General features: G+C 64.3%; 18 protein-coding genes and 1 riboswitch. Of the genes, 8 read left to right on the forward strand and 10 right to left on the reverse strand.

Going from position 1 to position 17,354, the window contains the following annotated elements; all coding sequences use genetic code 11:
- The 5 genes from ACM14_RS11585 to ACM14_RS11605 are packed head-to-tail and all read left to right on the forward strand — an operon-like array spanning nucleotide 1 to nucleotide 4,679.
- Entirely contained in the window at nucleotides 1-375 is a 375-nt protein-coding gene (locus ACM14_RS11585) for an STAS domain-containing protein (RefSeq protein WP_012206213.1), read from the forward strand.
- Nucleotides 365-769, forward strand: coding sequence for an anti-sigma regulatory factor (locus ACM14_RS11590; protein ID WP_012206212.1), 405 nt, complete (start codon nucleotides 365-367; stop codon nucleotides 767-769). The genes ACM14_RS11585 and ACM14_RS11590 overlap by 11 nt, the downstream gene beginning before the upstream one ends.
- A 47-nt stretch (nucleotides 770-816) precedes the next feature.
- A complete protein-coding gene (locus tag ACM14_RS11595; RefSeq protein ID WP_254662034.1) occupies nucleotides 817-1,815 on the forward strand; it encodes an ATP-binding protein in 999 nt (332 codons plus the stop codon).
- Nucleotides 1,812-2,672, forward strand: coding sequence for a sensor histidine kinase KdpD (locus ACM14_RS11600; RefSeq protein WP_043821193.1), 861 nt, complete (start codon nucleotides 1,812-1,814; stop codon nucleotides 2,670-2,672). Before ACM14_RS11595 ends, ACM14_RS11600 begins: the two co-directional genes overlap by 4 nt.
- A gap of 45 nt (nucleotides 2,673-2,717) precedes the next feature.
- Nucleotides 2,718-4,679, forward strand: coding sequence for a response regulator (locus ACM14_RS11605; protein WP_065346218.1), 1,962 nt, complete (start codon nucleotides 2,718-2,720; stop codon nucleotides 4,677-4,679).
- Here the strand turns inward: ACM14_RS11605 and ACM14_RS11610 are convergent.
- The gene (locus ACM14_RS11610; RefSeq protein WP_034398816.1) at nucleotides 4,651-5,547 is read right to left on the reverse strand and encodes a LysR family transcriptional regulator; all 897 of its coding nucleotides are present in this window, start codon (nucleotides 5,545-5,547) and stop codon (nucleotides 4,651-4,653) included. The genes ACM14_RS11605 and ACM14_RS11610 overlap by 29 nt on opposite strands.
- 140 nt (nucleotides 5,548-5,687) lie before the next feature.
- Here ACM14_RS11610 and ACM14_RS11615 point away from each other — a divergent pair, with 140 nt between their 5' ends.
- Both ACM14_RS11615 and ACM14_RS11620 read left to right on the forward strand, forming a co-directional pair.
- Nucleotides 5,688-6,683: an NAD(P)H-quinone oxidoreductase gene (locus ACM14_RS11615; protein ID WP_139093413.1), complete on the forward strand. Its 996-nt coding sequence runs from the start codon at nucleotides 5,688-5,690 to the stop codon at nucleotides 6,681-6,683.
- A 165-nt stretch (nucleotides 6,684-6,848) separates the two neighbouring features.
- On the forward strand, nucleotides 6,849-7,154 hold the full coding sequence (locus ACM14_RS11620) for an antibiotic biosynthesis monooxygenase (RefSeq protein WP_043821188.1): 306 nt from the start codon (nucleotides 6,849-6,851) through the stop codon (nucleotides 7,152-7,154).
- Nucleotides 7,155-7,270: 116 nt separating this feature from the next.
- On the opposite strand, the gene ACM14_RS11625 is transcribed toward ACM14_RS11620, so the two are convergent.
- Nucleotides 7,271-7,909, reverse strand: a complete 639-nt coding sequence (locus ACM14_RS11625) for a LysE family translocator (RefSeq protein WP_065346220.1) — start codon at nucleotides 7,907-7,909, stop codon at nucleotides 7,271-7,273.
- Entirely contained in the window at nucleotides 7,906-9,267 is a 1,362-nt protein-coding gene (locus ACM14_RS11630; RefSeq protein WP_065346250.1) for an MFS transporter, read from the reverse strand. Before ACM14_RS11630 ends, ACM14_RS11625 begins: the two co-directional genes overlap by 4 nt.
- 90 nt (nucleotides 9,268-9,357) lie before the next feature.
- On the opposite strand from ACM14_RS11630, the gene ACM14_RS11635 reads away from it, so the two are divergent.
- The gene (locus ACM14_RS11635; protein ID WP_012206203.1) at nucleotides 9,358-10,293 is read left to right on the forward strand and encodes a LysR substrate-binding domain-containing protein; all 936 of its coding nucleotides are present in this window, start codon (nucleotides 9,358-9,360) and stop codon (nucleotides 10,291-10,293) included.
- Nucleotides 10,294-10,295: 2 nt separating this feature from the next.
- Here ACM14_RS11635 and ACM14_RS11640 read toward each other — a convergent pair whose 3' ends face one another.
- The 7 genes from ACM14_RS11640 to ACM14_RS11665 form a co-directional block, all read right to left on the reverse strand.
- Nucleotides 10,296-10,670: a cytochrome c gene (locus ACM14_RS11640; protein ID WP_043782271.1), complete on the reverse strand. Its 375-nt coding sequence runs from the start codon at nucleotides 10,668-10,670 to the stop codon at nucleotides 10,296-10,298.
- A 150-nt stretch (nucleotides 10,671-10,820) separates the two neighbouring features.
- Entirely contained in the window at nucleotides 10,821-11,228 is a 408-nt protein-coding gene (locus tag ACM14_RS11645) for a PRC-barrel domain-containing protein (RefSeq protein ID WP_034395775.1), read from the reverse strand.
- Between the two features lie 164 nt (nucleotides 11,229-11,392).
- A complete protein-coding gene (gene mntP, locus ACM14_RS11650; RefSeq protein ID WP_043824905.1) occupies nucleotides 11,393-11,962 on the reverse strand; it encodes a manganese efflux pump MntP in 570 nt (189 codons plus the stop codon).
- A gap of 14 nt (nucleotides 11,963-11,976) precedes the next feature.
- Nucleotides 11,977-12,160, reverse strand: a riboswitch (yybP-ykoY riboswitch).
- An 86-nt stretch (nucleotides 12,161-12,246) separates the two neighbouring features.
- Complete coding sequence (locus ACM14_RS11655) at nucleotides 12,247-14,031, reverse strand: bifunctional diguanylate cyclase/phosphodiesterase (protein ID WP_063325636.1); 1,785 nt, start codon at nucleotides 14,029-14,031, stop codon at nucleotides 12,247-12,249.
- Nucleotides 14,032-14,091: 60 nt separating this feature from the next.
- The gene (locus tag ACM14_RS11660) at nucleotides 14,092-14,493 is read right to left on the reverse strand and encodes a BLUF domain-containing protein (protein WP_043824908.1); all 402 of its coding nucleotides are present in this window, start codon (nucleotides 14,491-14,493) and stop codon (nucleotides 14,092-14,094) included.
- 249 nt (nucleotides 14,494-14,742) lie between these two features.
- Complete coding sequence (locus tag ACM14_RS32045) at nucleotides 14,743-14,898, reverse strand: hypothetical protein (RefSeq protein WP_012206197.1); 156 nt, start codon at nucleotides 14,896-14,898, stop codon at nucleotides 14,743-14,745.
- 227 nt (nucleotides 14,899-15,125) lie between these two features.
- Nucleotides 15,126-17,240 (reverse strand): metallophosphoesterase, encoded by a 2,115-nt coding sequence (locus tag ACM14_RS11665; RefSeq protein WP_065346221.1) that lies wholly within the window; start codon nucleotides 17,238-17,240, stop codon nucleotides 15,126-15,128.
- Between the last annotated feature and the right edge of the window lie 114 nt (nucleotides 17,241-17,354).

Raw genomic sequence — 17,354 nt, forward strand, 5'->3', positions numbered from 1 at the left:
ATGGACCGCATTCCAATCCTGCGCATGGGCGATGTGCTGCTGGTTTCCATCCAGATCGACATGCAGGACCAGACGGCGCTGGCGCTCCAGGACGACCTGGCCGAGCGCATCGCGAGCACGGGCGCCAGCGGCGTCATGATCGATATCTCGGCGCTGGAGGTGGTGGACTCCTTCGTCGGGCGCATGCTGGTGACCATCTCGGGCATTGCCCGCATCCTGTCTGCCGCCACCGTCGTGGTGGGCATGCAGCCTGCCGTTGCAATCACCCTGGTGGAGTTGGGCCTGTCCCTTGGCGGGGTCAGGACGGCGATGACCGTCGAGAGGGGAATGGCCCTTTTGCGGGCCCAGCAGTCGGGAGCCACCCTTGGAACATGATCGCAGCGGCCAAATGCCGTTACAAAACGAGCAGCAGATTGTTGCCACGCGCCAAACGGTGCGCTCGCTTTGCCAGATGCTGAAGTTCTCGCTGGTCGATCAGACAAAGATGATTACCGCTGCAAGCGAGCTGTCCCGCAATACGCTGATTCATGGAAAAGGTGGCCACATGAACTGGGCCATCATCGAAGTCAATGGAAAACAGGCCTTGCAATTGATTTTTGAAGACACAGGGCCTGGAATCAAGGATCTGAAAATGGCCATGACCGATGGTTTCACCACCGGCATGGGAATGGGTCTGGGCCTGCCGGGAAGCAAGCGGCTGGTGAATGATTTCAAGATAGAAACCGAGCTGGGCCAGGGCACACGAGTGAGTATCACCAAGTGGAAGTAATCCGGGGCTGGACCCATCGTTCATTTCCAATAGGCGATGCGAGCCGTGTGGGCGAGGTCAGGCGCCATGTGGTTGCACTGGCCTCCGACATGGGCTGGGGCGACGAGGACATGGGCCGTTCGGGGCTGGTGGCGACCGAGCTGGCCACCAACCTGGTGCGGCATGCGCGGGATGCTGAAATCTGGATAGCCGCGCGGCCGCCCCTGCATGACATCGAAATCATCTGTGTCGATCGCGGCCCGGGCATCGAGGACATCGCCACCGCCATGCAGGACGGGGTGAGCACCGGCTCGGGCTCGCCGGGCACGGGCCTGGGGGCCATCTCCAGGGTGGCCGACGACTTCTTTGTCGTCTCCGAAGCCACCGGCACGGTGAGTCTGGCGCGGCTGCGCGAAGGCCGCAGGGCGCCGTCGGCACTGTCGCTGCGCATGGGCGCCGTTTGCCTGGCCGTTGCGCCCGAGACCATCAGCGGCGACGCCTGGGCGGTCAGGTCAGGCGTGGGGCTGGCCGAGGTGCTGGTGGTCGACGGCCTGGGCCATGGACCGCTGGCGGGCGAGGCGGCCCGTGCGGCGGTCGATGTCTTTGCGTCGCAGAACTGGAATGGGAACGGGAACGAGAACCGGAACGGCGGTGCCGATGCCGCCATGCCGCTGGACGAGTTCGTGGCCCAGGCCCATGCAGCGCTGCGCGGCACGCGCGGGGCGGCCCTGTTGGCGGTGCGCTTCGGCGCACAGGCCGTGCACAGCTGCGGTGCGGGAAACATCAGTGGCAGGCTTTTCAATGGCGTGGCCAGCCTTTCCCTGAGCAGCCAGCACGGCACGGCAGGTGTACAGATCTCGCGGCCCAGGGTGGACGACTGCTCCAGTCTTGACCATGGCGTTCTGGTGCTGCACTCCGACGGCGTGTCTGCCCGCTGGAAGCATGAGGACTATGCGGGCCTGCTGGGCAGGGACCCCGGCCTGCTGGCCGCCTGCCTTCTCTGGCACAACACCCGCAGCAGGGATGACGCCACCGTGGTCGTCCTCAAGGCCGAGGAAGAACAATGAACGAAGACGAGCTCAAAGCCGAACTGGAACTGTGCCGCGCCGAGATCAGGTCCTTGCGCGAGGAGCTGGACGAGACCAATCGCGGCGTGGTCGCGCTCTACGGTGAGCTGGATGTGCAGGCCGAGAAGCTGCGCAAGGCCACCGAACTCAAGAGCCATTTCCTCTCCTACATGAGCCATGAGTTCCGCACGCCCATAGGCGCCATCCGCAGCAACGCGCGCCTGCTGCTGGACCATGTGGATGGACCGCTCACCACCGAGCAGACCCGGCAGGTCGGCTTCATCCAGGAAACCGCCGCCGAGTTTTCCGAGATGGTCAACGACCTGCTTGACCTGGCCAAGATCGAGGCGGGCCGCCTGGAAATCTCGCCGGGCTGGTTCGAGATGATGGATTTGTTTGCCGCCTTGCGCGGCATGTTCAAGGCCATGGCGGACAACGTGGAGTTGAGCCTGGTGTTCGAAGAGCCCGGTGATCTGCCGCGCTTCTACACCGACAACCGCAAGCTCTCGCAGATCCTCAGAAACTTCATCTCCAATGCGCTGAAATTCACGCCGCAGGGTGAGATCAAGGTGTCGGCAGAACTGGTGGGGGACATGCTGGTGAAATTCTCGGTGGCGGATACCGGCATAGGCATCGCCTCGGAATTCCACGACGCGATTTTCAATGACTTCACCCAGGTCGATTCACCCATCCAGAAGCGCCTGCGGGGCACGGGCCTGGGCCTGGCCCTGTCCAAGCAGCTGGCGCAGCTTCTGGGGGGCTGGGTGGAAGTGCAAAGCGCCCTGGGCGAAGGCTCGACCTTTTCCGTGATCGTTCCCGCGCATCTTCCGGTCGATACCAAGGATCTGAAGGCCTGATACGGCCAAGCCGGTCTTCATCCCATCAAAAACAACAGGAACATCATGCCCAAGAACACGACTGGAATGATTCTTCCCTCATTCGACCGAAGCCTGCACACCATTCTTGTCGTTGACGACAACCCTGCCACGCGCTACTCCACGGCACGGGTCATCAGGGCGGCTGGATTCCAGACGGTCGAGGCGGAAACCGGGGAAAAGGCCATTGCCCTGTCGGAGACCGGCGTGGCAGCCGTGGTGCTGGATGTGCACTTGCCCGATATCTCGGGCTTTGACGTATGCCGCACCATCCGCGGTGCGCGGCACACCAGCCTGATTCCCGTGGTGCACCTGTCGGCCGAGTATGTGAAAAGCAACCACCAGGTGGCGGGCCTCAACGCCGGGGCCGATGCCTACATGGTGCACCCCGTGGAGCCGCAGCTGTTGATTGCCACGCTGCATGCCCTGATCCGCGCACGCCTGGCGGAAGACGGGCTGCGCCGCAGCGAGTCACGCTTTCGCGCCATCTATGACCAGGCGCCGGCGGCCATGATGCTGGTCAGCGCCGGCGGCCTGATCAGCGATGCCAACTCCCAGGCGCAGGCACTGCTGCAGCGCGGCATTGAAGACCTGGCGGGCAAGCCGCTGATCGGCTTTGTTCCGCAGGCCGTTCGGGAAAAAGCTGCGCAGCAATTGGCCGAAGACCCCGAAAAGTCCTGGCGCGGCGAGTTCCCCATCCTCCCGGCAGACGGGCAGGAGCGCCTGATCTCCTGGAAGTTCTCCGATCCCATCGAGCCCGGCATCCGCCTGGCCGTGGCCCAGGACCTGACGGAGTCCCTGGAGTTCGAGAGGCAGCGCCAGCAGATGCTGGAGCAGGAGCAGGCGGCGCGCGTGGCCGCAGAGCGCATCAGCCGCACCAAGGATGATTTTGTCGCCGTGCTCTCGCATGAACTGCGCACGCCGCTGTCCCTGCTCAACGGGGGCACGCATTTGCTCAAGCGCGCCAACCTCAGCGAGGCCATGCTCAAGAAGGGCATAGATGCCATCGAGAAAGGCGTGAAGGCACAAAGCCGCATCATTGCGGACATTCTGGATATCTCGCGCCTGACGACGGGAAAACTCAATCTGCACCGCGAGGAGGTCAATGTCTGCTCATTGGCCGTGCAAAGCCTGGAGCCCTTGCGCGACAACGCCGCCGACAAGAACATCACCCTGCAGTTCGAGGCGCCGTCCGATGAAATCATGGCGTGGATCGATGTCACGCGATTCCAGCAAATCCTGTGGAACCTGGTCTCCAACGCCATCAAGTTCTCCAATGCGCGCAGCGTGGTGAAGGTGGGCCTTGAAATCAGTGACGAAAGCCTGGTGATGAGCGTGGCGGACGAGGGCGTGGGCATCGCGCCTGAATTCCTTCCCCATGTCTTCGAGCGCTTCTCGCAGGCCTCCGCCCCCGCCACCCGTGGCCATTCCGGCCTGGGATTGGGGCTGTCCATCGTCAAGCACCTGGTGGAGCTGCATGGGGGCACCGTGCGTGCCCACAGCGAAGGCGTGGGCCGTGGCGTCACCATGCGGGTGGAGATTCCGCTGCACGAGGCAAGCGCCTCCCAGGCCGACCCGATGAATGTGCATCTTGAAAATGGCGAATCCCTGAAAGGCAAGGACATCGTCATCGTTGAAGACAACGCGGACACCAGCGAAATGCTGAAAGTGGTGCTGACCGACCAGGGCGCCACCGTCAGGAGTGCCGAGAACTTCGACCAGGCCATGGCCCTGGTCCAGGCGCAGTGGCCCAGCCTCATCGTCAGCGACATAGGGCTGCCGGGAAAGGACGGGTTCCAGCTGGTCAAGGCCCTGCGCGAAGCGGAGGCCGCGCACTTTGGCGGAACAAGACAGGTGAAGATCGTGGCGCTCAGCGCCTTTGCCCGGGAGCAGGACCGCACCCAGGCGCTGCAGGCAGGCTTTGACCACTATCTGGAAAAGCCGCTGCAGCCGCACCTCCTCATCCGGGTGCTGCTGGAGCAGGGCTGATCGTCTGGCCCAGCGCCTGGGCCAGGAACTCGGCCGTGACGCGCACCCGGGCCGTGCGCTGCAGGTCGGGGTGCATGACCTGCCAGACCTCGTAGTCGTCCGAGCGCTGGCGCTGGGGCCAGATGCGCAGCAGGCCTTCGCGCTCGCCCATGCTCACGGGCATTTCGCCCAGGCCGATGCCGGCCGCCACGGCCTTGCGCACCAGCAGGCTGGAGTTGGCGGCCATGGCGATCCGGGCCTGGCGCGCGGGCACATCGACCATGGTGGGAACGGGCCGCTGTTCCAGGAAGGGGCCATAGACCACGAGGTGGTGGCCGCGCAACTCGTCCTCTGCCGACGGCTGGCCAAAGCGCGCCACGTAGGCTGCGCTCGCAAACAGTCCCACGGGCCAGGCGACCACGCGGCGCACCACCAGCTCGGGTGCCTCGGGGCGAACGTTGCGAAACGCGATATCGGCCTGGCGGCGGCCCAGGTTCAGCATGTGCGTGGATACCTCCAGATCCACGCGGATGCCGGGCCAGCGCTGCTGCAGGCGTTCTATGGCGGGCAGCAGGAATTCGGTGGCGATCGAGTCGGTGCTGGTCACGCGCACCAGGCCGGCCGGGCTGTCGTCCAGCCCCTCGATGCGCGTGCGCAGGTCCAGCGCCGCGCCTTCCATGCGCCGCGCGGCGCCCAGCGCGGCCTCGCCGGCGGCGGTGAGCAGGTAGCCATCCCTGGCGCGCAAAAACAGCTTGCTGCCCAGCTCGGCCTCCAGCGCGTTCAGGCGCCGGCCCACGGTGGCCTGGTCCACGCCCAGGCTGCGCGCGGCGGCGCGCAGGGAGGGCGTGCGCGTCAGCGCGAGAAAGATGCGGGTGTCATCCCAGTTCATGGCGGTTTTGGTGATGCAGATTTGCAGCACTGTAGAGCGAAATCGCTGCGTTTGAGCGGCCTGGAGCAGTCGTAAGCTTTGGGTATCGGACCTTCAACCCTTTTTTGAATACTCATTGCGCAATGAAAGACAGCACAAGCATGCAAGCCATTGTTTTCGACGACTTCGGCGGCCCCGAAGTGCTCGTGGCCCGCGACGTGGCCCGGCCCGAAGTCCGGCCCCATGACCTTCTGGTGCGCAACGCCGCGATTGGCGTGAACCGTGCCGATGTATCCCACCGCAAGGGCGCCTATGGCCGCGCCCACTTTGGCGAATCCGACCTCATGGGCCTGGAGATCGCCGGCACCGTGGTGGAGGTGGGCGCGCAGGTGCAGGGCTTTGCCGTGGGCGACCGCGTCATGGGCATCGTGGGCGGCGGCGCCTATGCCGAGCTGTCGCGCATCGACTACCGCATGGCCATGCATGTGCCCGAGAGCCTGTCGCTGACCGACGCCGGCGCGGTGGCCGAAGTCTTCGTCACGGCGCATGAGGCGCTGTTCCACCTGGCCAGCCTGCAGCCCGGCGAATCGGTGCTGATCCACGCGGCGGGCAGCGGCGTGGGCTCGGCGGCCGTGCAACTGGCGCATGCGGCCGGCGCGCGCGTGTTTGCCACGGCCAGCGGCGACAAGCGCGACGCCGTCACGGGCCTTGGCGCCGACGTGTTCATCGACTACCGCAGCGAAGACTTCCAGGCCGTGGTGGCCGACAGGACGGGCGGCAAGGGCGTGGATGTGGTGGTCGATTTCATTGGCGCCCCCTACCTCGAGCGCAATATGCGCTCGCTGGGCATGGGCGGGCGCATGGTCTGCGTGGGCCTGCTGGGCGGCGCGCTGGCGGCGGCCGTGCCCATGGATGTGCTGCTGTACAAGCACCTGCGGATCTTCGGCACGGTGATGAAGTCGCGCCCGCCCGAAGTCAAGCAGGCCATGGTCCAGCGCTTCGCCCAGCGCTGGCTGCCCGCGCTGGCGGCCGGCACCATCCGCCCGGTGATCGACAGCACCTACCCGCTGGCCGAGGCCGCGCAGGCGCACCGGCGCATGGAATCGGGCCAGAGCGTGGGCAAGCTGCTGCTGATCCCCGAGCAGACCGGGCAGTAAGGCGCCTGCCCGGGGCGCGCACCCCCTGGGCAGGAATCCTCAAGTTCTGCAATATTCCAAGTCTCCGGATGCGCGCAGCCCTGCGCGCATCCAGTCTCTCAACCAGGAGCGATGACCCCGGCCGCCCTCCGTGCCGACATCGAGCCGCCTCTCCAGGAGATATCCATGATTGTTGAAATTGCCGAACTGAGGGTCGATCCCGCCAGGCACGAGGAATTCGGCCAGGCCCTGACCCAGGCCGTGGCCGACGTGCTGTCCAAGGCCGGGGGATACCGTGGGCACAGCATACTTGCCTGCATGGAAACGCCCGGCCGCTACGTGCTGCAGGTGAACTGGGAGACCCTGGAAGACCACACCGTGGGCTTTCGCGAGTCACCCGCCTTCGCGCAGTGGCGCGCCATCATCGGCCCGTACTTTGCGCAGGCACCGCATGTGGAGCATTTCGTGGTGAGGGATGCGCGGGCGAACTGAGCCTGGCATCTGCGGCCGCGCCGCCCGCCCTTCGTGGGCGTGGCGGGCGCTGGGGGCGGGCTTGCATTGGCTTGCGCAGCGCACCTGGCCCGTGCGAGCAGGGGCTGCGCACACACTCAGCCCAGCTTGTGCCGTGTCCTGAGCAGTCCCACACCCAGCGCGATGAAGGTGCCGCCCACGATGCGGTTGAACAGCTTGGCGTGTGCCACCAGGTGGCCCTTGATCAGGGAGATGAGCAGCACGTAGCAGGCGTGCGAGATCAGGGCACAGACCGCGAAGGTGGTGGTCAGCACCAGGTACTGCGTGAGCAGCGGCTCGCCCGGGACGACAAACTGGGGAAACAGCGCCGAGAAGAACAGGATGGCCTTGGGATTGGTCAGCGACACGCCCATGCCCTGGGCCACCAGTTGCCAGTTCTTGCGCTCGCGCCGCTGGGTGGGAGCCAGGCCCGCATCGCTGCCCAGCAAGCCGTCCTTGCTGCGCCAGGGCTTGACGCCCAGCCAGATCAGGTACATGGCGCCCGCCACCTTCATGGCCAGAAATGCATGGGCCGACATGGCGAGGATGGTCCCCATGCCGATCATCGCCAGCCCGGACACCACAAAGATGCCGACCGAGCTGCCCAGCGAGCTCAGTGCCGTTCGCCTTGCGCCCACGTCCACCGAGTTGGAGATGGCCAGCAACACGGCGGGGCCGGGGGTGAAGCACATCAACAGCGAGACGCCGCAGAAAACAAGCCAGTGGGCGATGGTCATGATCGGGGGGAGGTCGGTGGGGGAAGACAGCCAACATTCTCGTGCAATTGGGGGGTCTTCGCGGCCTTGGCGTTGCGAATGGCACCGGCCCGTGCAAACAGCTGCATGGCCCAGCCCGCGCAGGCCGCCGCACAGGCCCAGACCAGCCCCCAGCCCTGGGCCGACAGCAGATGCGGTATGGCCAGGGGCACCAGAAAGCAGACCGCGAACACGGAGGTATTGGCCATGCCCAGCGCCGTGCCCGCGCGGGCTGCGCCGGCCATTCCGGCCAGCTGCGTGTAGGCCACGCCATGCCAGGCGGACACGCAGATGCCGCAGATACCCAGCATCACCATGAGAGCCACACCCATCGCAGCAGACCCGGCCGGGTGGCCGGCCCAGCTCAGGCCCGCAAGGCCCGCGAACAGCGCCAGGGTGAGCTGGCAGCAGGCGCGCAGAAAGGCGGGCCTGTTCCGGTGCCTGTCGGTCCAGCGGCCGCTCCAGATCCGCAAGGCCATGGAAGCCAGTTGCACGACCGACATGACGGCCGCCGCCGCGCCCAGCCCCAACTGGGCATGGTCATGCAGGAACACCGTACCGAAGGACAGCACGGCGAACTGCGGGGCGCACAGGATGCCGATGCCGGCGGCCATGCGCCAGGCCTGCAGATCGCGCAATGGTCCGGGCGTGGTGGCTCCGGCATGGTGCGGCGCGGCGGCCTTGCTTCGAAACGGTGACTGCGGCGGCTCCTGAATCCACAGTGCGGCGAATGCGGCAGCCCCAAGGCACAGCGCAGCCAGCACGCCATAGACGGCGGCAAAGCCTGCATGCGTGGCCAGGCTGGTCAGCAAGGGCGCGCCGATGGCGCCACCCAGCGGCACGGCGGTCTGGCGGATGCTCATGGCCAGGCCGCGCTCGCCTTCGGCAAACCAGCCCATGACTGCCCGACCGCTGGCGCCGTTCACGCTGCCGCCCAGCAGCCCCACCAGCACCAGGCCGCCAGCCAGCAAGCCAAACGGCGGGATATGGGCCGGCGATGGCGAAGCCCATAGCGCCATGGCCGCCAGGGCCACGGCCGTGCCGCACAGGCCGAGCAGCAGCACCGGCCGGTCACCCCAGCGGTCCGTCAGCAATCCCCAGGGCAATTCACTGAGCGCAATGCCCAGGCCCATCAGCCCCAGCGCCAGGCCCAGCGTCCGGGTGTCCAGCTGGTAGCCCGAACGCATGAGGATGGCCGTCATGGGAATCCCGCTGAAAGCCACGGAAAACGCGGCATTGGCGATGACGCCTGCCGCCAGCACCTTCCATCGGTGGCGGGGCGGGGAGGGCAAGGGCAGGGGGCCCGGATCGGCGCCGGGTGCAGGAGAAGAGGAGGTCATGGGCGGCAGTATGTTGGGCCTCAACCATCCTGAAAATCACATAATTTCGTATCTACAATCCATTTTTTCAGCACGATCGGGGGCTTGGCAATGACACGCGTTCTCTATGACCTGGATGTGCTGCGCACTTTTTGCACCGGCGTCGAACTGGGCAGCTTTGCCCGGGCGGCGGACCGGCTGGGCCGCTCCACATCGGCCGTCAGTGCCCAGCTCAAGAAGCTGGAATCCCAATGCGGCACGCCCTTGCTGCGCAAGTCCGGCCGGGGGCTGGTGCTGACGGAGGCGGGGGAAACCTTGCGCGGCTACGCGCTGCGCCTGCTGGAACTCAACGACCGCGCCGTGGCGGCCGTGCGCGGCAGCGAGCTGCGCGGCCTGGTGCGCCTGGGCCTGCAGGAAGACCTGGGCGAAAGCGTGCTGCCCCATGTGCTGGGGCAGTTCGCACGTGCCCACCCGCACGTGCGCATCGAGGCCAGCGTGGCCCGCAGCGATGAACTGCGCGAACGCATGGCCCTGGGCCAGTTCGACCTGGCGCTGCTCTGGGATGTGGGCATGAACCATGCCTGCGTGCATGGCGAGCACATCATGCGGCTGCCGCTTCAGTGGATTGGCCCGGCATCGCTGGATGCGGCCGAGGCCGGCTGGGCGCGCGGCCTCAACGGCGGGGCGCAGGGCGATGAGGCGCTGCCCCTGGCCATGCTTGAGGCGCCTTGCCCCCTGCGGGACATCGTGACGGCCGCCCTGGACAAAAAGGGCCTGGCCTGGCGGCACGCCTTCAACAGCGCCAGCCTGACCGCCGTCTGGGCCGCCACGGCGGCCGGCCTGGGCCTGTCCGTGCGCACGCCGTTCGGCCTGCCCGCCCACGTCAGGCCGCTGGATGCACAGGCCCTTGGCTTGCCGGCCCTGCCGTCCATGGACCTGATCCTGGGCCGCGCCGCGCTGGATGCCCCGGAGCCCGTGGACCGCCTTGCGCGCATCCTGGTCGATGCAGTGCGCGAGCATGTGCGCAGGCAGGAAATCGCAATTTGAATTTATTTCTTCGTGATCAGGCCACTGAAATACTCATTCAGGTCACGAAAATCCTTCACCGTCCAGGCATGGGGCGGTACTTTCACGCCGTTTTCCCGCAAGGTCCGGGGAATCAAATCTCCATTCGGGCGAAGAATGACGGACGAGACAATCACGCCCGGATAATCATGCAGCCTTTTTCTGAAGGCGGCGGTCGTGAGGTCGGGCGTGGGAGGGTTGCTCTTGTTGGCCAGCGGGCCCGTGCCCCTGGCGTCTGCCCCGTGGCACATGGCGCATCTCGATGAATAGAGCTGCTTCCCATTGCTGTTGTCCGCAAAGCAGGGCGATGCCTGAATGGCCAACGATATTCCCAATGAAGCGGCGAGGAGTATTTTCATTTGCTCGTGGATTTTTTGTATGAATCTGATCCGCCGCGATCATATTGCCTTCCACGGCCACTCTGGACGCTTGCCTGGCTGCCAGCCACGCGCCCACGAAAAAGCCCTGCAGTGCAGGGCTTGTGAATGAGGCGACAGGGCGCGCCTGGTTTACTTCTTCGCGTATTCGAACTTGGGCAGCGCCTTCAGCGCGTCCTTGGTGGCGCCGGGCAGGGTGATCTTGTTGTTTTCCACGCGGAACTGGTTCACGGGAATGGCCACGTCATGCTTGCCCATGCCCAGGAAGCCGCCTGCGCCGATGATGGCGTACGACACGGCCTTGTCGGGTGCGACGATCACATCGTCGATCTTGCCCACGGCCTTGCCTTCCTCGTTGTAGACGCTCTTGCCCAGCACGGACTTCTTCAGGCTCCAGCCCGTGGCCACGGCCTGGACTTCAGTGGCCGCCACGCCCAGCGTGGTGGTGCCCGCCACGGGCTGGGCCCAGCTGGTGGAGGCTGCGCCTGCGATCAGTGCGGCAGCGATCAAACCCATCTTCAGCGTCTTGTGACCTGTCATAGAGAACTCCTGGAAAACAAAATTTGAAGCCCTCATTAGGAGCGCTGCCCAAGCGCACGGAGATCGGAAAAGCAAGCAAAGGCCTGTCAGCCAATCGAGCGGCGCGGCGAGGAGCTTGCCTACAAGCTCCCGCAACCGTGCGCTGGCGGGGTGCAGGCCCCCAATCAGATGGCGCTCAGATGCTCATACAGAATCACCGAGCCGATGCCGATCAGCAGCACACCGCCAACGGCCTCCGCCCAGCGGCCCGCAATGCTGCCCAGCAGGCGGCCGACCATGACGCCCAGGGTCACCATGGCGAAGGTGGCAAAGCCGATGGCCAGGGCCACGGTGGTGATGCTCACATCCAGGAAGGCCAGGCCCACGCCCACGGCCATGGCATCGATGCTGGTGGCGAATCCGGTGGCCACCAGCAGCCAGAAGCCGTGCCGGGCGGGCTTGGCCTCTTCTTCGCCGTCAGCGGCCTTGAGGGCGCCCAGCAGCATGCGGCCGCCCAGCACCAGCAGCAGCACGAAGGCAATCCAGTGGTCCCATGCCTTGACGTAGTCGGAAGCCGCATAGCCCAGCGCCCAGCCGGCCAGCGGCGTCAGGGCTTCGATGACGCCGAAGATGGCGCCTGTGCGCAGGGCTTCGGACCAGCGGGGTTTGAGCAGGGCGGAGCCCTTGCCCACGGCGGCGGCAAAGGCGTCGGTGGACATGGCAAAGGCCAGGAGCAGGATGGATGCGGCGTTCATCTGGGAGGGGTTCTTCACGGCCGGGCAAGCGCACAACGGCACTTCACCGCTGCCCGACCTTGTGACCTGTGTCGCGGTGAAATGCCGATGGTCTCGCCAACCGAAGAACGGATGCCTGCGCCACAGCATGCAGGATGCCGAGTGTGTTGACGCAGGCGCTTGCAGGTTGCAAGCAGGCTACTCCCCAAGGGATGCGTGATTCTAGGAGCGCAGGGCGTGATCGGGGCCTATGCCCCCATCGGCATGCGGCTCTCTGGAAATGATTCGTATCTTCGTGGCTGCCGCTATTTTCCGTTGGCGTACCGATTGCGCTCTTCAACGAATTTCCTGATTTCCGACGCTTCAATGGGCCTGCTGAAATAGTAGCCCTGTATTTCATCGAAACCCAGGGAAACCAGTAAATCAAAGACTTCGGCGCTGTCAACGCCCTCTGCCACCAGGCGATAGCCAAGATCCGAGGCCATGGTCATGATGGATTTCAATACGGACAGGGCCCGGTCATTGGTATCGATGTCGCAGACCATGGACCGGTCTATCTTCAATATCTCGGCAGGCAGATTCTTGAGCGATGCAAGATTGGAATATGCGGCGCCAAAATCATCCAGTGCAACCTTGATGCCGAGTTTCCTGATCTGTTGAAGCGCCTGAACCGTGCCATGGCCTGTCAGCACATCGCTTTCTGTGCACTCGATCACGATGTTTTTCAGCGGAACGCCGTGCTGGTTGCACATGGCGTTCAGGTAGTCCGGAAAATCGACCTCATCCAGATTGCGCGGGGAGATGTTGATGGAGACCTGAAGATCGAGTTTCTCGGCTTTCCAGGCCGCCACCTGCGCCAGCGCCGTTTTGATCACGAACCGTGTCAGGCTGTGGATCAACGGCGTGGCTTCAACCAGAGGGATGAATTCGCTGGGCGGGATTTCTCCCATTTGTGGATGCTTCCAGCGTATGAGCGCCTCCAGCCCCTTGCAGCTGAAACTGTGGTTGTCGAATTTGGGCTGGTACACCAGCCGCAGCTGCCCATTGCCCAGCGCATGTCCGAAGTCCCGCAGGAGCCGATAGGATCGTTGCTGGAGACTGTCCTCATTCTCCTCATAGCGGTGAAACGATCGAGCGTTGTATCCGGCCTGCTGCACGCACACCATCGCCTTGCGAATGACATCGTCCACCTCGTCCTGGTTCAGGTAGAACCGCACCACGCCTGCCCTGGGTTGAAGTTCGAACCGCAGATCGGCGCTGGTGATGGGTTTTTGCAGGTATTCCAGCAATTGGTTGACCAATGCCTCCTCATCTTCTTGCCTGCCGGCGCTGATCACCCAGGCAAACCTGGCCAGACCCACGTGGTAGACGGTTGCGTGCGGCCCCGTCATGTCCGTGACTGCCTTGGCAATGTCACGCATGAGCTGCTCGACATAGTTCAAGCCCAGCGCATTGCTCATTTCTAGCAGGCTGGCGTGGTTGAGCACCTCCATCAATACCAGACCGCGTGCCGATCCCGGGGCCAGAATGCAAAGGCTCTTCAGGTCCAGCTTGAGTTGCGTGCGATTTGGCAGGCCCGTGACTTCGTTTATTTTTCCAATTCTGTGATGGTAGTGAAGTTGAGCCTGAACGATGGCAGCCATGGCTTGCAGTTGCTGGCCTTGCTCTTCGGAGAATGTCCTGGGCTGGGTATCGATGATGCACAGGCTGCCGATGGCGTGGCCGGATTCCATTATCAAAGGCACGCCTGCATAGAACCTGATATTGGGCTTGTGGGTGACCAGGGGATTTTCTGAAAATCTGCTGTCCAGGTGCGTATCGGGAATCACCATGATTCCTTCGTTTCTGATGGTGTGGTCACAGAAGGCATCCGTGCGCAGGCTGCCATCCATATCCACACCCACCGGTGCCTTGAACCATTGCCTGTGCTCGTCCAGAACCGTGATGATGGCAATCGGAGCCATGAACATGCGGCTGGTGAGCTCGGTGATGCGCTGAAATTCCTTTCTGGCGTTCAGGTCCAGGATTTCAGCGGTCTGCAGTCCGAGCAGTTGCTCTTTCTCGGATTCGGTAGTCCAACGGGTAAGCATCGATTTCCTGCCTCAGTGAACCCATACTATAAAACTGCCGCGCCTTTGGGGGCAAAGGGATTACTGGGCGTCCAGCAGCGGTAAAAGCTCCTGCAGTTTTTCCAGTGCACCTGGACCTTGAAGCTCGGAGATGGTGCCCAGCGGCTCCGAGTCTTCCACAATCACATAGGCCATGGACCACTTGGCAAAACGCCTTTGATCAAGGCGTGCCTGCGGAAACAGGGGCGTGAAGTTGATGTGTCTTTCATCGCGCGAGATGGACTCCACCAGCAGCGCCAGTTGCTCTGGCGGCCCTTCGACATACTGGAAGAAGCGTTCACCGTCGAAAACCAGCATGCCCGTGATCCCGGCCGACCAGTTGAAGGTGCGCGCCGCCTTGATGATCGCCGCGATGCATGTGGTGTCAGCCCCTGGGGCCAGCTGGCTGTGATAAAGGAAACATTCGAGAGAATTTTCTTGCATACCCTCCGCCTTTCTGAGTTGTTGGGCGGCGATGGTATGCGTTGCGCGAGGGGGGGTCACGTAGGTGCGCAACCCGTTGTTGCATATGTAACCATACTGCTTGCACCCTGGGCCTGGGCGGCTGCGGGGCCCAAGGACAACAAGCCCCCACAAACGCTGGCGGGCAGGGCTTGCGGGAGCTTGTGCAAGAGGAGCAGGGTGCTCCAGGCCTGGATTGACGTGGCCGGCCTCACAGGCGCGGCATCGCCCTCATTGCTGCTGCTTTTGCGGCAAGGGCTGGCCTATCTGTCGCTGGTTGGCCTTGGTCTGCTGCTGGGTGTAGTTGCCGTCGCTGATGGGCTGGCCCATCTGCATGGGGACATACGAACGGTGATGGGACCCTGCCATGGGAATGAGCTGCTTCATGGGGAGAACTCCTGATCCGGCGGGTGGCGGCTGGAGGCCGATGTCGCCGGTCTTTAGGGGTTGCGGGACGAATGCAGCAAGTGTGTGGCGCGCCGTGAAATCCGGGTGTAGGAAAGATCGGAAGCCGTGTAGTCATGCCTGCGCAAATGCAAGAAAGCGCTGACCTGCACGAAGGGGCAGGGCACCCCTTGGCACAGATCAGCGCTGTACAGGCCGCGCCTTGTCCGTCAGAACTTCAGGCTGTCGCTGCCTTCGGCGCGCAGCGTCCTGGCGTCGAAGTCCACCGAGAAATGGTCGCTGGGCTTGCCCGAGCCCAGGCCCTTGAGGATGGAGAACACCTGCTTGAAGCTGTACTGGAAGGGCTGGCCCACGGGCGTGCTGTCGGCCAGCTTGTCGCCCGTTTTCTGGGGCGCCGAGGTCAGGGCAGGGAAGGCGCTCATCAGCAGGCGGTACTGCTCCACGCGCTGCTTGCCCATGTCGTTCAGCGACAGGCCGCCCGCGTAGACGGTGCGGTGGAAGTCGCCGTAGAAGGTATAGGCCGACACCTTGGCCAGCGCGTTGAAGTCCACGCCCGCGGCCTGGGCCTTGGCGCGGGCGGCGTTCTCGGCCACGCTCCAGTCGGCGGCCCACTGCGCGGCATTGCCGGCCACGGGGCTGCCTTGCAGGCAGCCGGCGCTGGGCTTGAAGGGCACGGCAACGCCTTGCGCGGCCAGGCCGGCGAGCTGGGCGTAGGTGACCTTGGTGTCCAGCTGGGCCATGGTCAGCATCTGCTGCAGGTTGAGCTGGCTGACCAGGTCCTTCATGTCGCATGCCCAGTACTCGTCCAGGAAGCGCAGGCGCGACAGCTCGCCGAAGTAGCGGCTGGTGAAGTCGCCATAGCTGGTGCTGGACAGAATGGCCTTGTCCCAGCGGCGCTTGGCGTCCTCGGGCTTGCTGCTGCCTTCCACGTACTTCCATTCCATCTCGTACAGCGGAAAGAGCTCGTTGAAGCGCGGCACGTTGTTCAGCGCCACGGTCTGCACGTCCACCTTGCGCGGCGTGTCGAAGCGCACGATCTTGTAGGCCGCGCCGTAGACGGCCAGCGACGGCGACTGCACGTTCACCAGGTACTTGCCGCTCTTGCTCAGGTAGTCGTTGGTGCCGTTGAAGTGCATGTGGCCGCCGATGTGCAGCGGCAGGCCCGTGGCGGCCACCGCCTCGGCCGTGGCCTGCTCGGGCACGCGCGCCGTCTGGAAGGCGCCGGGCTTGAAGGCGGCCTTGATGGCATCGGTCTGGTTGGCGTAGAAGTCCATGGTCGGGTAGTGCGAGAAGGCCACCAGCTGCTTGCCCTGGGCCTTGGCGCGCGCGCTCACCGATTCGATCCACGCCATCACGCTCTTCTTGTGCGTGGTCATCTTGTTCCAGCCTGCATTGCCGGCGCCGGTGAAGCCCTTGGGCGAGTTGGGCTTGGCGGGGTCCAGCTTGTCCGGCACAAAGACGTTGGCGTCCACCGACAGCAGCCACAGGCCCTTGACGGGCTCGACCAGGTAGCTCACATCGGCAATGCTGGTGCAATTGGTGTAGCCGGCCTGCTTGAACCTGCCGCCTTCGCCTTCCTTGCAGATCTCGTAGCTGCGCTGGCCCAGCTGGGCCTGTCTGGCCGCCTCGGCATAGCTGTACTTGTCCTGCGCGTAGGTGCTGTAGGGGGTCTCCCAGTACACGTCCTTCTCATTGGGCATCAGGCCGTAGGGGGCCAGGTCGCGCAGCAGCGAGGCATAGCCTTGCTCCATCAACTGGTCGGTACAGACCACGTTGGCTTCGGCGTTCAGGCAGCCCTGGTAGTTCTTGGCGTAGACCTTGACCGTGCTGCCGTTGGCGGCCATGAAGTCGTCCTTGCCCTTTTCGTCATCGTCGTAGGGGGCGACAGGGTCATGGTTGCCGGGCGCGATGAAAAAGCGCATGCCCTTTTTCTCGTACTCGGCCAGCACCGCGCGAAAGCCGTTCACGTTCAGCGGCTGGCCGTCGTCGGAGAAGTCGCCGGGAAAGGCCACCAGCTTCACGCCCTTGGCCAGCGAATCGTCCAGCGCGGCGCGGAAGGCGAAGTAGTTCTCGTTGAACAGCCGCGTGGAAGTCAGCTGCGCATACATGGTGCGGATGGTGGCGAACATGCCATTGGCCGTGGGCACGCCCTTGAAGCTGCTGTTCTTGAGGTCGCCGTACACGTCCTGGAAGTGCACATCGGCCATGAAGGCCACGGCCTGGCTGTTCGTTCCCCCGTCTGCCCTATCGCCATCGCTGCCACCACAACCCGCCAGGGCCAGCGCTGCGGCACCGGCCACCATTCCCAATTTCCAGACTTGCATTCTTCGTGTTGCGCGGGGCGCTCTGATTGACAAAGTCCGGCATTGTCTGCAGCCGATGTTTCATGGGTGTGACAGGGCAACCCAGCCAGGCGTGGTAGACGGCGTCCGGCTTTT

It is taken from the genome of Delftia sp. JD2 (genome assembly GCF_001682645.1).
GTDB lineage: Bacteria > Pseudomonadota > Gammaproteobacteria > Burkholderiales > Burkholderiaceae_C > Comamonas > Comamonas acidovorans.

Bases quoted from the DNA above. Each gene is read 5' to 3' on its own strand.
- ACM14_RS11585 (WP_012206213.1), top strand. From the start codon at position 1: ATGGACCGCATTCCAATCCTGCGCATGGGCGATGTGCTGCTGGTTTCC.
- ACM14_RS11655 (WP_063325636.1), bottom strand. From the start codon at position 14,031: ATGCTTACCCGTTGGACTACCGAATCCGAGAAAGAGCAACTGCTCGGA.
- ACM14_RS32045 (WP_012206197.1), bottom strand. From the start codon at position 14,898: ATGAAGCAGCTCATTCCCATGGCAGGGTCCCATCACCGTTCGTATGTC.
- ACM14_RS11600 (WP_043821193.1), top strand. From the start codon at position 1,812: ATGAACGAAGACGAGCTCAAAGCCGAACTGGAACTGTGCCGCGCCGAG.
- ACM14_RS11620 (WP_043821188.1), top strand. From the start codon at position 6,849: ATGATTGTTGAAATTGCCGAACTGAGGGTCGATCCCGCCAGGCACGAG.
- ACM14_RS11635 (WP_012206203.1), top strand. From the start codon at position 9,358: ATGACACGCGTTCTCTATGACCTGGATGTGCTGCGCACTTTTTGCACC.
- ACM14_RS11645 (WP_034395775.1), bottom strand. From the start codon at position 11,228: ATGACAGGTCACAAGACGCTGAAGATGGGTTTGATCGCTGCCGCACTG.
- ACM14_RS11625 (WP_065346220.1), bottom strand. From the start codon at position 7,909: ATGACCATCGCCCACTGGCTTGTTTTCTGCGGCGTCTCGCTGTTGATG.
- ACM14_RS11615 (WP_139093413.1), top strand. From the start codon at position 5,688: ATGCAAGCCATTGTTTTCGACGACTTCGGCGGCCCCGAAGTGCTCGTG.
- ACM14_RS11630 (WP_065346250.1), bottom strand. From the start codon at position 9,267: ATGACCTCCTCTTCTCCTGCACCCGGCGCCGATCCGGGCCCCCTGCCC.
- ACM14_RS11605 (WP_065346218.1), top strand. From the start codon at position 2,718: ATGCCCAAGAACACGACTGGAATGATTCTTCCCTCATTCGACCGAAGC.
- ACM14_RS11640 (WP_043782271.1), bottom strand. From the start codon at position 10,670: ATGAAAATACTCCTCGCCGCTTCATTGGGAATATCGTTGGCCATTCAG.
- mntP (WP_043824905.1), bottom strand. From the start codon at position 11,962: ATGAACGCCGCATCCATCCTGCTCCTGGCCTTTGCCATGTCCACCGAC.
- ACM14_RS11665 (WP_065346221.1), bottom strand. From the start codon at position 17,240: ATGCAAGTCTGGAAATTGGGAATGGTGGCCGGTGCCGCAGCGCTGGCC.
- ACM14_RS11660 (WP_043824908.1), bottom strand. From the start codon at position 14,493: ATGCAAGAAAATTCTCTCGAATGTTTCCTTTATCACAGCCAGCTGGCC.
- ACM14_RS11610 (WP_034398816.1), bottom strand. From the start codon at position 5,547: ATGAACTGGGATGACACCCGCATCTTTCTCGCGCTGACGCGCACGCCC.